Raw genomic sequence first — 15,911 nt, forward strand, 5'->3', positions numbered from 1 at the left:
GGTGGTCTAGGGTTGGCGGCTTCCCTCCTCACGCAACAGCGCTTGCAAGGTATCGAGCCGAGCACCGTCGAAGGCAATGACGGAGCCCTGCTCGAACACCCGGCGCGCCAGGGCGGTGAGCACCGCACCGGGCGGCAGTTCGATCTGCAACCGCACGCCTCGCTCGTAGGCGCTTTGCACCGTGCCGCGCCAATCGACGACACGGCACATGTTGAAGGCGAGGTCGTCGCGCAGCGCGTCGGCCTTTATCACCGGTCGGGCGCGACTGCCGCTGAGATAGCCCAGCGCCGGAGCTTTCAACGGCACCTCGGCAAACGCCTCGGCCAACGTCCGGGCCGGCGCCTCCAGCAACGGGCAATGGGACGGTACGCTCACCGCCAACCGGCAGGCCTTGCCAGCGCCTTGGCTCCGAGCCTTTTCGGCAACAAGGCCCATGGCGCCGTCGCTGCCGGCAATGACCACTTGGTTATCGGCATTGATATTGGCCAGGTAGACCGGCGTTGTTTCACTGTGTACCTGGGCCAGCAAGGCTTCCACCACCGCGAGGTCCAGGCCGATGATTGCCGTCATGCCGTAGCCTTGCGGGTAGGCCTGCTGCATCAGTTCGCCGCGCAGGCTGACCAGTCGCAACGCATCCTCGAAAGCCAGCGCTCCGGCCACTACTGCCGCCGGATACGCACCGATGGACAGGCCCGCCACATAGTCAGGCGCGGGAGCCTGTTCCAGCAACCGACGGGCTGCCGCCACGCCGGCGATCAACAGGCACAGCTGCACGGCGCGGGTCGATTGCAACGCATGGGCGGTGTCCAACCGCAACACGTCCTCACCGAGCACAGCACTCGCCTCGTCCAGGATCCGCGGCGCCACCCCATGAAGCATGCCCACGCGCTGCGCACCCTGGCCGGGAAAGACGAAGAGGCTGCTCACGCGACCTGCTCCAACGAAGGCTGCCAGGGATCGCCCACCAGCCGGGCCTGAACATCATCCTTGAGCAAGACCCGACGGGACGAGCCCGCCCATTCGCGCAAGGCCACGGCGCCGCAAGGGGTTTGCAACTGCATGTCCACGGCGCATACCGAAGCATCCAGTAGCGCCAGCAACTCCTTGGCCTGGAGCCGATCCAGGCACTGCGGCGTGCGCAGAATCAGATCCAGGTCGCTGCGCTCATGCAGTGCCTCGACACCGGTGGCGAGTTCAAACCCGGCGCTGCCGCTGACACCCCAGGCCCAGCCACTGGCGTCGAGCAGCGGGCGCAACTCGGCCAGCGCTTGCAAGGCCGGGAGGTCGCGCGGGGATTGAACATGGCAGAGGTCCTCCGGGTGCACGCGACGCCGGATCGCCGCCACCGGCATTGATGCGGCGTAGCGCTGTTCGCGAGAGCGACCGCGCAAGCCCACGGCGATGTGTCCAGGCGAGGACAGCGCGCGGCGCACCACGACCGGTTGCCCGAGGTCGAGCGACTCGACAGCCCAGCCCGGCGCATCCGCAGGCAACTGCAAAGCAGTCATCCCCCAGAGCAGGTCATGGGCCAGGAGCATGCTCACCATTGCGCCCTCAACAATTGCCGAACGTGGCTGGACGCTGCCCGGTGAACAGCGCCCAGGCGACCGCTGAGATCCCGAGGCGTGCCCGCCACGTCGTTGATTGCCTGGAGCAAGCAGTCGCTCACCCGCGCCAGGTCCGCCGCCGTCGGCTGCTCGATCTGTTCGACCGACAAGGTCTCCCAGAGCAGTCCAAGGCTGGCAAAACTGTCAATGTCGTAGGCCATCGGCGGCACGCTGGCGGCCAGGGCTTCGAGTTCCTCGACGCTGCGCAGGGTGACCCGCGCTGCCGAAGCCTTGCCCATCGCATGGACCATCACGCCCGGGTCGCGCAAGGCGATCAACCGGTTGGCCTGGTAGCCGTGGGCGAGGAACGCACCGGACATCGCCTTGCCTACCAGCAAACCGATCACTGGATGCCCGGCCAGTCGGGCCCGGGCATAACTGTCCGCCGCGCCGGCCAAAGCCTGATGAATGCCCAGCGCTTCCTCACGCCGACCGTAGGCCTGGCTCGGCACATCGACGATGGCGATCAGCACACGTTTGCTGGCCGCGTTGCGATCGGCCTCGATGGCGTCGTCCACGGCGTTGGCCAGGCCCCAGCCTTCGAGCAAACCGACTTCGCCATTGCGCGCCCGAGGGAAACGGTTGGCGGGATCGGCCACGACAGCCAATAGACGCGCGGTTTGTTCGCCGAGTTGGACATCGGCCACTTTCAGCGAAGCAGGCAAGCCTTCCAACGGTTTGACGCCACCGCTCAAGGCCTCGAACCAGCGCAGGCCCCTCAAAGAATATGTATTCATGGACGTTCTCCCTGATACAACTGGCGAACCGCTGCCGGTTCGATTTGCACCTCGGTGTCCAGGCGCGACAGGCGCTGGAGGAACAATCTGGCTTGGCCACTGCGGTGTTCAGTGGGCACACCCAGATGCAACAGTTCGCAGACCTGACGACGAATCTGCGTCACGTCATCGGCGACGTAGCGGTCCACCAGCCCGGTCGCGAAACGTTGTTCACCACCGGTCAGGCTCCAGATGAACGGACGGTCGCGGGAGTCGTACTCATCGATGCCAGCTTCCTGCTCGATCACCTGCGGACCGTTCAGCCCCAGCCGCGCTTCCTGCGTCACCAGCAGATAACTGCACAGCCCGGCGGCGATGGACATGCCGCCGAAACAGCCGACGCTGCCAGCGACTACGCCAACCACCGGCTGGTATTGGCGCAGGTCGATAATCGCCGAATGGATCTCGGCAATTGCCGCGAGCCCGAGGTTGGCTTCCTGTAAACGCACGCCGCCGGTTTCCAGCAGCAACACGGCGCGGGTCGGGATGCCTTTGCGATTGTCCTCGGCCGCCAGCTCCAGGGCACCGGCGATCTTTGCCCCGCCGACTTCACCGAGGCTGCCACCCTGGAACGCGCCTTCAATGGCGGCGATGACTACCGGCAAACCGTCTAGCTCACCCTTGGCGATCACTACGCCGTCGTCGCTTTGCGGGACCACGCCCTGGCGCAGCAACCACGGCGACATGATCCGCTGGAACGGGTCGAGCAATTCGCGGAACGTACCGACATCGAGCAAGGCCTTGGCCCGTTGCCGGGCGCCGAGTTCGACGAAGCTGTGCTTGTTGAGCAACGCTGCGCTGTCAGTCATGACCGATCTCCTCGAAGCCTTGTTCCAGGCGCAGGCGCACCACGCCGGGGGTGGCGCCGAAATCGTGGATTTCAATGGCCATCGCGGGGGGCGTCTGGCCGTCGAACATGCGCGCGAACAAGTGTTGCCAGCGTTGCTCGCTGCCATTGACCGAGGTCTGCACCTGGATGGTCAGCTTGCCCGCCAGCCCGGGCTCGATCAGCACTTCGAGATCGCCCGAGCCGACGCAGCCGACCAGCGCCCGGCCCCGTGGCGGCTGCCCGGCGGTGAATTCAAAGGATAAGGTTTGCATCAGCACACTCCTGGGAAGAGGCCATCGCTGCGCTCGATACGGTCGAGAAACAGGCAAGCGGCGAGCAGGTCGGCAGCGCCGCCGGGCGAGGCGTTCAAGGCAATCAGTTGTTGGTCCAGCACGTGCAGCTGGCGACGACCGCCCAGGCTCGCACTGCCTCCGGCGTCGAGCACCGCCCTGGCGCCCTGCTGCATCGCCTGCAAACCCGCTTCGCCGGCGCGATAGAGCACGCAGGTGTCGGCCAGGCGGGTCATGATTGCCAGCAAGGCGTCGAGGCGGGCGTTCTGTTCGCCGACGCCGGCCGCGCGGCTGCGCTTGAGTTGCGGCAGGCCCAGGGTTGTCACCGCCGGAAATGCCAGTTGCGCTTCCTCCCGGGCACCGCGGGCGCCGTAGCGCTGGGCCACTTGGGCACCGTGGCTCAAGGGTTGAGGCGCATGACAGTCGTTGAGCAAGGCCAGGCGGGCGGCACGCAACGTGACGGCGCCAGCGCCACTGGACTCAGGTTCCAGCGCCGCCGCAGCGACCAACAGGCCCAAGGCCCAGATCGCGCCCCGGTGAGTATTCACACCGCCCGTGGTGGTGAGCATCGCGGCTTCACCTTCCCGGCCGATGCGCCCCAGGGCTTCACGCAGTGGCAAGCCGATCTCGCCACAGTCGAACGCGGCCTCGGCCATTTCCTTGAATGCCGGCCACAACGACAACGCCGAAGCGTGCATCAAGCCCAGGTGCAGATCGGTATGGGCGCCGCTACCGCGACGGTCCACCAAGGCCGGTTTGGGCGAGAGGTCGGCTTCATCGATCAACGCGTCCACTGCCAGGTCGGCCAAACGCTCAGCCAGGGATAAAGTTCCGGGTTGCAGATTCAGGGCGCGCATTTACCAACTCCTGAACTTGGCGGGTGGGTTGTAGAGGCCACCGGACCATTCCACCAGATCGGCCACACTCTTGGCCGCGAGCAACTCGCGGGTGGCGTCGGTGCGGCGGATGCCGAGGTCTTCGGGCAAGGCGATCAGCCCTTCGCGGCGCATCCGCGCGGTGTCTTTCGGGTCGTGGCGCAGGCCGATGGCGGTGACCCCGGCCACGGCGGCGATCATTGCCTGGCGTTCTTCCAGGGAGCGGGCCTTGTACAGGTAGGCGATGCCTTCTTCGGTCAGCAAATGGGTGACGTCGTCGCCGTAGATCATGATCGGCGCCAGGGGCATGCCGGCTTTCTTCGCCACGTCCACCGCGTCGAGGGTGTCGACGAAGGTCGGTTTGCCGCCCTCCTGGAACGTCTCGACCATCTGCACCACCAGTTTCTTGCCGCGTTCGAGCAGCGGCGCCTCGCCGTCGCCATGGCGCATGTCGAGCCAGGCCGGCGTGCCGTGACGGCGACCGCGCGGGTCGTGACCCATGTTCGGCGCACCGCCGAAACCGGCCAGTCGGCCACGGGTCACGGTGGAGGAATGGCCGTCGCCGTCCACCTGCAACGTGGCGCCAATGAACAGGTCCACCGCGTACTGCCCGGCCAGTTGGCAAACCATTCGATTGGAACGCAGCGAACCGTCGTGCCCGGTAAAAAACACATCAGGCCGGGCGGCGATGTAGTTTTCCATGCCCAGTTCGGTGCCGAAGCAATGCACGCTCTCGACCCAGCCACTTTCGATGGCCGGGATCAGCGTCGGGTGCGGATTGAGCGTCCAGTTGCGGCAGATTTTGCCCTTCAGTCCGAGTGATTCGCCGTAGGTCGGCAGGATCAATTCGATGGCGGCGGTGTTGAAACCGATGCCGTGGTTGAGCGACTGGACGTTGTGTTTTTCGTAGATCCCGCGAATCGCCATCATTGCCATCAAGACATGCACTGGCTTGATGTGGCGCGGGTCGCGGGTGAACAGCGGCTCGATGTAGAACGGCTTGTCGGCCACCACCACGAAGTCGACCCAGGATGCTGGAATGTCTACGCGGGGCAGGTCGCTGACGTCGTCCACCAACTGATTGACCTGAACGATGACGATACCGTCGCTGAACGCCGCCGGTTCGATCAGCGCCGGGGTGTCTTCGGTGCTGGGACCGGTATAGATATTACCGGCGCGGTCGGCCATGAAACCGGCCGAAAGCACCACGTTGGGAATCAGGTCGACCACCAGCCGGGCGTAGAGCTCGATGTAGGTGTGGATCGCGCCGATTTCCAGCAGGCCGTCTTCCAGCAATTGGCTGATGCGCAGGCTCTGGGTGCCGGCGAAAGAAAAATCGAGCTTGCGGGCGATGCCGCGCTCGAACAGGTCCAGGTGCTCGGACCGGCCGACGCTCGGCATGATCATGTGCAGGTCATGCAGCTTGCCCGGATCGGTCTTCGCCAGGGAACGCGACAGGAAATCCGCCTGCTTCTGGTTATTGCCCTCCAGCACCACACGGTCGCCAGGCAGGATCAACGCCTCCAGCGCCGCGACGATCTTGTCGGTGGGCAGGACCACACCGTCGGCAAGCCCCTTCACCAACGCCAGGCGCCGCTGCTTTTCGCTGCGCCGCCGCGTCCATCGCGAGTCGGGGGATATTGTTGTTGTCATGACCACTCCACGGGTTCGCTGTCGTGGAGCTCACCTTAGGAGTGTTGTGGCGTGGGCATCAATCAAGCTCGGCGGCGGATCGTTACGGTGGGAGTAATGGTTAGCCCGGATTGATGCGACCCTGTGGGAGCGAGCTTGCTCGCGATGGCGGTGTAAAAGCCAACATTGATGTCGCCTGACACTACGCTATCGGGAGCAGGCTCGCTCCCACAGGGTTTGAGGTTGACCTCTGATCCTGTGGCGAGGGGATTTAGCGAAACGTCGCACCACCCGTTGGGCGCGAAGCGGCGACGAGAGCGGGCATTGATCACCGAGTGCGGCGAGTTTCCGTGCAGTATTAATAGCGAGTCCTTAAAAGGGACTTATCGGTCCCAGTCTGGGACCAATCGCTGGCAGAGGCGACGCCGGGTTAGTGGCATGCCTGAAGTTCAATGCTCACCACGTACCCCTGTGGGAGCGAGCCTGCTCGCGATGGCTGCGCAACAGTCGACATTGATGTCGCCTGACCCACCGCTATCGCGAGCAAGCTCGCTCCTACATTAGTCAGATGGCTGACTCAGGCTCTTACCAACCCCGCCGCAACCACCAACTCTTCCAACGCCAGCAGATCCGGCACTTTCGCCACATGCTCGCCCACTTGCACGGCCGCCTGCTCCAACCCGCACAGCGGCACGTCGACGTAGCTCAACTGGGTGTCGAGCTTGCAGGAGCGCGGGATGCCCTGGACCAGCAGCGCGATGAAACGCAGTTCCGGGCGGCCGCCCAGGGCGTTGAGCACGACGATGCGGGCGCGCTCGCCGATCACGGTCTTCTGGCCGCAGGCCGACTCGAAGCTCAGCAGCGGGATCTGCCGTTCGCGCCAGCTTACCCAGCCCAGGAACCAGGGCGGGGTGTCCAGATCGAACACGCTGCTCTGGTAGTCGATCAACTCGGCCACGGCCACGTTCGGCAGGATCAGGTGACGGTCGGCCAGGGGCAGCAACAAACCAGTGAGATGGCTGGTGCGGTGCTCATGCATGGGTCTTGCTCCAGTGGGCGATGCTGTCGAGCAGCACCGACTCCTGGTACGGCTTGCCCAGGTAGTCGTTGACGCCGATGGCCATGGCGCGGTCGCGGTGTTTCTGGCCGGTGCGGGAGGTGATCATGATGATTGGCAGATGCGCCAGGCGCGGGTCGTTGCGCACTTGCGTCGCCACTTCGAAACCATCCATGCGGGGCATCTCGATGTCCAGCAGCATCAGGTCTGGCGAATGTTCGGCCAGCAATGCCATGGCGTCCACGCCGTCCTTGGCGGCGAGCACATGCATGCCGTGGCGCTCCAGCAGGCGACTGGTAACCTTGCGCACTGTTACCGAATCGTCCACTACCAGCACCAGCAAAGGCCGCTGCTGCTCGCCCTCGCCTTGCACCACGGCCGGACGGCGCGCCGCCTGGTTGGGCAAGGCGCGGATCGGCGCGAGCAGGTCGAGGATCAGCACCACCCGGCCGTCCCCCAGGATCGTTGCCCCGGACAAGCCCTGGACCGCCGAGAATTGCGGGCCGAGGCTCTTGACCACGATTTCCCGGGTGCCGGCGGTGGCGTCTACCTGCACCGCGACGTGTCGTTCGTTGCATTGCACCAGCAGCACCGGTAATGGCTGGCTCTGGCCGAGCAATTTCGGGCGGGCCCCGGTTTTCAGCAACTCGCCCAGGTAGCACAACTCATAACGTTGCCCGGCGTAGGTGTAGGTCGGCGGATCGAGCTGGTAGTAGCCATCCAGTTCGGCGGGCAATACCCGGACGATGCTCTCGATGGTGTTGAGCGGGATGGCGTATTGATCTTCGTGACACTGCACCATCAGCGCCCGGTTGACCGCCACGGTGAATGGCAGCCGGATACGAAAATGCACGCCCTTGCCCGGCGTCGAATCGATGACCATGCTGCCGCCCAGTTGCCGCACTTCTTCGTGGACCACGTCCATGCCGACGCCGCGCCCGGAGATCTGGGTGATTTTTTCCGCCGTGGAAAAACCTGGCTGCAGGATGAACTGCAGCACGTCGCGGTCGCTGATATCGCTGTCGGGCGCCAGCAGCCCACGCTTTATCGCCTTGCGCCGCACCGCGTCCAATGGCACCCCGGCGCCGTCGTCACGGATGTCGAAAATGATGTCGCCGCCTTCGCGGGACAGGTCCAGGCTGATGCGTCCCCGCGCCGGTTTGCCGGCTGCGATGCGCACATCGGCGGGCTCCAGGCCATGATCAACGGCATTGCGCAACATATGTTCCAGAGGCGCCGCCATGCGTTCGAGCACGTTGCGGTCCATCTCGCCTTCGGCATTGTCGACCACGAACTCGACGTCCTTGCCCAGCTCCTGCGCCACCTGCCGGACGATGCGCTTGAGGCGCGGCAGCATGCGCTCGAACGGCACCATGCGCGTACGCATCAGGCCTTCCTGGAGCTCGGTGTTGATGCGCCCCTGCTGTTGCAGCAGGTTTTCGGCGTCGTGGTTGCTGCGGTCGAGGGTTTCCTTGAGGTCAAGCAGGTCCGAGGCAGACTCGAACAGCGCCCGGGACAGTTGCTGGAGCTGGGAATGGCGATCCATTTCCAGCGGGTCGAACTCTTCGTAGCCCAGTCGCTCGGCGTCCACCTGCTGGCGGCTGAGAATCCGCCCCTGGGTTTCGGTATCCAGGCGTCGCAGTTGATCGCGCATGCGCTCGATGGTCGTTTCCATCTCGTTCAGGGCGATGCGCGCATCGTTGACCTGTTGCTCGATGCGCCCACGGAAAATCGACGTTTCCCCGGCCAGGTTGACCAGATCGTCGAGCAGTTCGGCAGAGACCTTGACCATGTCCGCGCCATCGCCCGGCGCGGCGGGCTCGGCTCGCATCGGCGGCGCGACCTGGGCCGGTGCCGGCTCGACCGGCATAACGACCTGGGGCGCCTCGCTGTCCTGCGGATGATTGACCGCCTGGATCTGCGCGATCAGCCGGTCGGCCGGCGGGCACGGCTGCCCGGCACGGACGGCGTCGAGCATATGGGCCAGCCGGTCATGGCTGCCTTGCAGCAAGGCAAAAAGCGCCGGGCTCGGTTGTAACAGGCCCGCCGACAACCCTTCGTAAAGGTTCTCCAGTTCGTGGGCAAGGTCGCCGATGGGCCCGATCTCCACCATCCGCGCGCCGCCCTTGAGGGTGTGCAGATCGCGCAGCAGGGTTTCCACCGCCTGACGGTTCGACGGCTCTTCCTGCCAGCGTTGCAACGCCGCCCCGGAACTGTCGAGGATATCGAAACCTTCCTCGAGAAAGATTTCCAGCAACTCCGGATCATGGCCCGCCGCGTCATTTTGCCGATGCCCCGCCACCTCGATGGCGCTCGGCTTGTCCTGGCGGAAACGATGAATGGCGTCGATCAGCGCCACGGGATCGCCCAGCGGTTGGCCTTGTTGCAGTTGCCCGAGCAACAGGTCGAGGCGTTCATGACTGCTGTTGAGCAGTTGCGCCAGCTCCTCGCTGTAACTGTAGCGGCGATCCACCAGTCCTTCGTATAGGGTTTCAAGCTCCCCGGCAAGGTCGCTCACCGGCCGCACATCCGCCATGCGCGCGCCGCCCTTGAGGGTGTGCAAGTCACGCTGCAGCGAGGACAGCGGCGCGCCGTTCTCCGGGTCGGCGAGCCAGCGCTGCAAGGCCTGTGCGGCACTTTCGAGAATATCCTGGGCCTCTTCGAGAAAGATCGCGGCAATATCGTCATCCACCGAAACAGCCGCCGGCGAACTGCGCTCCATCTCAGCCGTCGCATGACCCAGCTCGCGGATGCTCAACGTGCGGCTGCCGTCACTGCGGATCAGTCCCGTGGCCGTCGGGTCGAGGCCTTCCTGGAGCAGGCTGCGCAGGGCCTGCACCCGGGCAGGTTGCGCACGCACGTGCTGGCCGGCAGCCAATTCGTCGAGCATGTCGATCAACGCTTCGTGAGCAAGCTGCGCCTCATGGAAAAACCTGTCGCTGACCGCCAGGCTGCTCTCCTCGACGGCGCCATACAGGTCCAGCAAGGCTTCGCAGAGCTCGTCCACCGGGTGCAGGTCGGCCAGATGCGCGCCTTCGCCAAGGGTGGTCAACTCATCGAGCAGCGCGCTCAGCTCCTGGCCCTCGCCGGGGTGTTGCTGCCAGCGCCGCAGCAGGTTCTCCGCGTCCAGCAGGATATCCATGCCCTGGGCGAGAAAATTGTTGATCAATTGCGGGTCGCGCTTGGTCCGCACACCCTGGTCCGGCGTGTTGAGAGCCGTTTGCAGGCGTTCGACGGACAGTGCCTGGGTTCGCTGGATCAGGTCCGCGGCGCCGGGAATCGCTGCCAGCGGCTCGTTATGCAGTTGGCGCAGACCGCGGCGCAGCAACCCTTCAGCCTCCAGCAGCAGCTCGATCTCATCCAGGTCGAAAGCGATCAGGTGCGCCTTGTATTCCCGGGCCATCTCGTCCATCGCCCCGGCCAGTTCGGCGATCGGCAGCACACCGGCCATCGATGCACTGCCCTTGAGCGTGTGCAAGGCCCTTTGCAGCTCGTCGCTGGCCTGCAATGGCAGATGTTCGGCGGCCTGGTCGAGGAATCGATCAAGCGCGGCCAGATGCCCCTGGGCTTCGTTGTCGAAGATTTTCAGCAGCAAGGGGTCGAGAGCGACCACGTCCTGCTGGTCGTCATCTTCCTCATCGCCACCCTTGGCCAGGGCATGGGCGCGAGCGGCCAGACGGTCGACGTCGTCGCGCTGGCATTGACGCTGGGCAGCGAATTCAGCGACCAGTTCCGGCAGCAATCGCACCGCGTCCTCAAGCATTTGCCGAACCGAAGCGCCCGGCTCGACGCTGCGCTCCAGCACGCGGTTGAGCAGGTTTTCCACCGCCCAGGCCAACTCACCCAGCACCAGCGCCCGAACCATCCGGCCGCTGCCCTTGAGAGTATGGAAGGCCCGGCGCAGCTCAGTGAGCGCACCTTGGTCGTCGGGCTGCGCAGCCCAGCGCGGCAGGTATTCGCGCAGGACATCGAGCACCTCGTCGGTTTCCTCGAGGAAGACCTCCCGCAGCTCGTCGTCCACCGGATGCTCATCCACGGGCGGCGGCAGCAGGCTGCCGGGCATGCCTTTGGCCGGCGGGTTGACCGCCGAGACCGGGCTGGCCAGAACATCAGCGAGGGATTGCACAGTCTGTGGGTCGTCCAGTTCCTGCAAATCCTGCATGACCTGGGCCTCGTTCGGGCTCAGCCGGTCATCAAGCAAGGGCACGCGGGCTTCGTCGGGAAAGTAGCCGAGGGCGCCCAGGCTCCGCTCGACGCCGTCGAGCAGATTCTCGGCCGGCATCAACGGGTCTTCGCTCAAACGCTCCAGGTAATATTCCAGGCCGGTAATCACATCGGCCAGGTGATCGAGTGCTTCCCACCCCGGCTGGGCAGGGTCGAGCAGCAGGTGTTCACGGATGAAATCGTTGCAAGCCTCCACCAGGCGGGCGGCGCGGCTCAGGGGAATCATCGCCAGCGCCCCGCGGACCTGGGTCAGCAGCGCCGGCAATGGCTCAAGCTGCGCGCTGTTCCAGTGTGCGTCGATGTAGTCGACGATCATGTCCTTGGCCTGTTGCAGGCAGGTATGGGCTTCCTTGATCACGATCTGATGGATCTGGGTCAGGTCGGTCGTCGGCAGGCGATTGTCTTCGCGGCTTTCAGGCTCGACGGTGCCGACCATTCCGGCCAGGGTTGCCTCGACATACAGCAAGGCCCCGGCAACGTCCATGAGCGTCGCGTCATCAGGCTCGCGCTGGCCCTGGGCGAGGCTCAGTACGACGGCCAGTTGATCGATGATGACCTTGCGCGGCTGGCCGAAACCCAGCACCGCCAGGGTGTCGGCAATCTGCCGCAGGGGCGCCAGCAGGCTGTCCAGCTCCGAGGCATGCTGGCGGTCGCTGCGCACGAACAGGTCAAGGCGCTCCTTGACCCGCACCAGCTCCTCGCAGAGCGCTGCCAGCACCGAGCGCATGGCATCGCGGTCGGGCCCGGCCAGGCGCGCGCGTTCTTCGTCGACCATGGCGCTGTCGGGCAGCGCATCGTCCAGTGAGTAGCGTTCTTTCATGATCTGCATCTGCCCGCTGGGATGTTCGGCCTTGGCAATATAGAACAACAGACTCTTGAGCAGGTGTGGCGGGGCCGCTTGGTTGATGCCGGGCATGCCTTGCTCCAGCAAGCGCTTGAGTTCCTTGTCAGCATCCTTGAACAGGCTGCGCAGCGCCGGGCTGTTGGCGATACGCCCCTCGCGCATGCCTTCGACCAACGCCGAAGCGACCTGCCACAACGCATTGAGCGGCGCTGCGGCGCAAAGCGCTTCAAGGCGCTGAAAGACTTTGGCCAGGTAACCGAGGTGAGTCGCGTCGTCCTGCTCGCGCAACAGGCCCACCAAGGCCACCTGCAGGGTCTGGCGCAATTTGCGCAAGGTGCCCGGCAGGTCCGCCGGCGCGAGCCGCTTCAAGGCGTCCTCGCCCAGCGGCGCGATATCGGGCAGTTCCGGGCTGAACAGGCTGGTCTCCGACAACAGGCTTTCGCCCCGCGCACTGCGCAGGTCGTTGAGCAAGGGCAGCACCGCCAGCGGCAGGTCGCGACGAGCACCCTGCACCCGCTCGAGGTAGACCGGCAACTGGCCCAGGGCCTGGCGCAACAGGCTGATCGCCTCCTCGCGGTGGGCGATGCGGTTGTCCTGCAGCGCGCTGCACAGTTGCTCCATTTCCTCGGCCAGCAACGCCGCGCCGTAGAATTCGATCATCTGCAGGCCGCCATGGACCTGGTGAATGCAGGCCAGGCATTGGACAAGCGCATCCGACGCCTGGGGGTCGTCCACCAGGCGATTGAGGGCCAGGTGGGCCTGCTTCAGCGTTTCGGCAATCTCGCCCTTGACCCATTCCAGGGCCACGTAGTCGTGCCGATCACCCATAACCACTCCAAATCAACAGGCGTATGCCTGTGGTACGGCCGAGGACTCCGTGGCGAGGGAGCTTGCTCCCGCTTGAGTGCGCAGCGCTCACAAAATCTTTGGGGCGGCTACGCCCCCCAGCGGGAGCAAGCTCCCTCGCCACAAAAGCGCCCTTGCCACAGGGACATATCCTCCCAGCAGCCCAATCACACCTTATCCTCATCCGCCACAGGCGCCGCGGGCAAGGTAAACCCGGACACCGAGCGGCGCAGTTGGCTGGCCATTTTTGCCAGGTTGCCGATGCTCTCGGCCGTGGCGGTTGAGCCGGACGAGGTCTGGCTGGTGATCTGCTGGATCACGTTCATGGTCAGCGAAATCTGTCCCGCCGAGGTTGTCTGTTGCTGCGCCGCGTTGGAGATGCTCTGGATCAGCGCCGCCAGGGTCTTGGAAACGCCCTCGATTTCCTCCAGGGCGACGCCGGCATCCTGGGCCAGTCGGGCACCGCGCACCACCTCGGTGGTGGTCTGCTCCATGGAGATCACCGCTTCGTTGGTGTCGGCCTGGATCGCCCGCACCAGCGTCTCGATCTGCCGGGTGGCCGCCGAGGAGCGCTCGGCCAAGCGCTGCACTTCGTCGGCCACCACCGCAAACCCCCGGCCGGCATCGCCCGCCATGGAGGCCTGGATCGCCGCGTTGAGCGCAAGGATGTTGGTCTGGTCGGCGATGTCGTCGATCAGGCTGACAATGTCGCCGATTTCCTGTGACGACTCACCCAGGCGCTTGATGCGCTTGGCGGTGTCCTGGATCTGCTCGCGAATGTTGTCCATGCCATGAATGGTGTTGTGCACCACCTCGTTGCCCTTGTTGGCGATTTCCACGGAGCGCTCGGCCACCGCCGACGACTCGGCCGCATTGGCCGATACCTGGTCGATGGACTGGGCCATTTCATTGATTGAAGTCGAAGCTTCGGAAATTTGCTGGGCCTGGTGTTCCGACGCCTGGGCCAGGTGCATCGCCGTGGCCTGGGTTTCCTGCACGGCGGCGGCCACCTGGCCGGCCGTGAGGTTGATGGTCGCCACCAGATCGCGCAATTGGTCCACCGAATAGTTGATGGAATCGGCGATGGTCCCGGTGAAGTCCTCGGTAACCGAGGCGGTGACGGTCAGGTCGCCATCGGCCAGGTCCTCGATTTCGTCCAGCAGGCGCATGATCGCGTTCTGGTTGCGCTCGTTCTTTTCCGCGGTTTCGCGCAATTGGCGGTTGGTTTCACGCACCATCACCAGGCCGATGAGGATGATCGACATCAGTGCCAGCAGGCCCAGCACATACCCGCCGATGCTGTTGACGGAACGACCGCCGGCGAGGTTCTCGAAAGCGGTGGCCAGGTGAGAGGCTTCGTCGAGCAGGGTCTGCGACAGGTTGAAGATGTTGCCCGCCGACTCGCGGACTTTGAACAGCTCCGGTGAGGTCTCGAGGATTTCGTCCACCGACCCCGAGACGAATTCGAACAACTCGCTGATTTCCGTCAGGCGCGCCCGGGCGTCACGATCCTGGACCTGGGGGATCTTCAAGGTCGGGTCGCCTTGCAGCATGCCATTGAGCACCTGGCCAAAACGCACGGCGTCACGGCCGAAGGTGTCGGCAGCCTGGCTGGCGTTCTCGTCGCCGGCCAATACGGTATTCACCGCGCCGAGAATACGCTCGGCCAGCAGTGACTGGCGCTGGGCCATGGCCACCTGTGAGGCCGGGGCGCCTCGCTGCAAGAGGATTTCGACAACTTTTTCGTATTCGACCTGCAGTTGCGGCACGGTTTCGGCGAGGGTTGCCGCCACCTGGTGCAGCGACAGGACGGTCTGCTCACTGGAAAGAATCGCATCGGTGTTCTTCAGCAGGCGCTCCCAGTCCAGCTGTACCGCGCGCATCTGCGGGCGCAGGGTGGCGGGCGCCGGGGGCAGGCCGGTCACCGGGTCACCCTGCTTCAGGTAACCCCAGCGCTGGGCGAAATCGTTGCGCGCATCACTCAGCAACTTGAACGCGGCGGCCTTGCCGGCCGCGGCTTCGGTGGCGTTCTTGGCAATGCGCTGGGACAGCACCCGCAGCTCACCGGCGTGGCCGATGTACTGTTTGTCATAGGTGGACTGGGTGTTGAGGTACGCGAAATTGGCGAATAACAGCATGATGAGGACAATCAGCGCGACGAACAGCACGATGATCTGCGACCGACTGCGCGACGCTTCCAGAGGCTTGCCTGTTTTTGCTTTGATCATCGGTACTCGCCTGTCCCCAAAACCTCAAACCACTGCCATTCCAATGTGGGAGCGAGCTTGCTCGCGATAGCGGCGGTACAGCTTGCATAAATGTTGACTGTACTGGCGCCTTCGCGAGCAAGCTCGCTCCCACAGAGGCCGCGCTGCGGCCTGTCAAACCGCCACATTCATGAACCCTGGCGAACGCGTCACGGCAAACGGGCTGAACACCTGCCACTGCCGATCGCCAGGAAAACGGCCCTGGACGAAGGCCGATTCCGGGCCATCGAGGTAGCCAGGCAAAACCGGTTCCAGGCTGCCCTGGGCGAAATGCTGCAGCCCGAGGACTTCGTCCACCAGCAAGCCGGCGAAGACTTCTTCGTTATCGACCACCAGCACCCGCCGCTGCTTGCGCACACTGGACAGCTCGTGACCGAAAAAACCGCACAGGTCCATCAGCGGCAATAAACGCCCGCGCAGGTTAGCCACTCCGCGAACCCATGGCTTGACCCCGGGCAACGACGTGTAGCGCGGCTCGTGCAGCACTTCGCTGACCTCGCCCATGGGCGCCACGTACCAATGCTCGCCGAGGCGAAAACCGATCCCGCTCCAGCTGTCGCGATGGGTTGGCTGGGACGGCAGGTCCGCGCCCAGCAGCCGACAGCGCCGATCGATCTGAAGCAACAGTTCGAATGCGGTCAGGGAGTGGCTCATGGCCGCGCGT

Annotated in this window: 11 protein-coding genes; all 11 read right to left on the bottom strand. The window is 64.8% G+C overall.

Annotated features, from left to right (window positions below; all coding sequences use genetic code 11):
- Positions 1 to 6: 6 nt before the first annotated feature.
- Positions 7 to 927: a malonate decarboxylase subunit epsilon gene (gene mdcH / locus J3P91_RS25700; protein WP_434602108.1), complete on the bottom strand. Its 921-nt coding sequence runs from the start codon at positions 925 to 927 to the stop codon at positions 7 to 9.
- Positions 924 to 1,547 carry a malonate decarboxylase holo-ACP synthase gene (locus tag J3P91_RS25705; protein WP_434602109.1) on the bottom strand — a complete coding sequence of 208 codons (624 nt, stop codon included), beginning with the start codon at positions 1,545 to 1,547 and terminating at the stop codon, positions 924 to 926. The genes mdcH and J3P91_RS25705 overlap by 4 nt, the downstream gene beginning before the upstream one ends.
- Positions 1,541 to 2,344 carry a biotin-independent malonate decarboxylase subunit gamma gene (gene mdcE / locus J3P91_RS25710; RefSeq protein ID WP_434571210.1) on the bottom strand — a complete coding sequence of 268 codons (804 nt, stop codon included), beginning with the start codon at positions 2,342 to 2,344 and terminating at the stop codon, positions 1,541 to 1,543. Before mdcE ends, J3P91_RS25705 begins: the two co-directional genes overlap by 7 nt.
- Entirely contained in the window at positions 2,341 to 3,192 is an 852-nt protein-coding gene (locus J3P91_RS25715; protein ID WP_434602110.1) for a biotin-independent malonate decarboxylase subunit beta, read from the bottom strand. The genes mdcE and J3P91_RS25715 overlap by 4 nt, the downstream gene beginning before the upstream one ends.
- Positions 3,185 to 3,484 carry a malonate decarboxylase subunit delta gene (locus J3P91_RS25720; protein ID WP_305498200.1) on the bottom strand — a complete coding sequence of 100 codons (300 nt, stop codon included), beginning with the start codon at positions 3,482 to 3,484 and terminating at the stop codon, positions 3,185 to 3,187. The genes J3P91_RS25715 and J3P91_RS25720 overlap by 8 nt, the downstream gene beginning before the upstream one ends.
- Positions 3,484 to 4,359: a triphosphoribosyl-dephospho-CoA synthase gene (locus tag J3P91_RS25725; protein ID WP_434602111.1), complete on the bottom strand. Its 876-nt coding sequence runs from the start codon at positions 4,357 to 4,359 to the stop codon at positions 3,484 to 3,486. The genes J3P91_RS25720 and J3P91_RS25725 overlap by 1 nt, the downstream gene beginning before the upstream one ends.
- Positions 4,360 to 6,030 carry a malonate decarboxylase subunit alpha gene (gene mdcA / locus J3P91_RS25730; RefSeq protein ID WP_305498198.1) on the bottom strand — a complete coding sequence of 557 codons (1,671 nt, stop codon included), beginning with the start codon at positions 6,028 to 6,030 and terminating at the stop codon, positions 4,360 to 4,362. It lies immediately after the preceding gene.
- 556 nt (positions 6,031 to 6,586) lie between these two features.
- A complete protein-coding gene (locus J3P91_RS25735) occupies positions 6,587 to 7,048 on the bottom strand; it encodes a chemotaxis protein CheW (protein ID WP_434571205.1) in 462 nt (153 codons plus the stop codon).
- Positions 7,041 to 12,962: an Hpt domain-containing protein gene (locus tag J3P91_RS25740; RefSeq protein WP_434602112.1), complete on the bottom strand. Its 5,922-nt coding sequence runs from the start codon at positions 12,960 to 12,962 to the stop codon at positions 7,041 to 7,043. The genes J3P91_RS25735 and J3P91_RS25740 overlap by 8 nt, the downstream gene beginning before the upstream one ends.
- A 185-nt stretch (positions 12,963 to 13,147) precedes the next feature.
- Positions 13,148 to 15,208 carry a methyl-accepting chemotaxis protein gene (locus tag J3P91_RS25745; RefSeq protein WP_434602113.1) on the bottom strand — a complete coding sequence of 687 codons (2,061 nt, stop codon included), beginning with the start codon at positions 15,206 to 15,208 and terminating at the stop codon, positions 13,148 to 13,150.
- A 153-nt stretch (positions 15,209 to 15,361) separates the two neighbouring features.
- Positions 15,362 to 15,901, bottom strand: coding sequence for a chemotaxis protein CheW (locus J3P91_RS25750; protein ID WP_434571202.1), 540 nt, complete (start codon positions 15,899 to 15,901; stop codon positions 15,362 to 15,364).
- Between the last annotated feature and the right edge of the window lie 10 nt (positions 15,902 to 15,911).

This window comes from Pseudomonas sp. Z4-7 (genome assembly GCF_051131965.1).
Lineage (GTDB): Bacteria > Pseudomonadota > Gammaproteobacteria > Pseudomonadales > Pseudomonadaceae > Aquipseudomonas.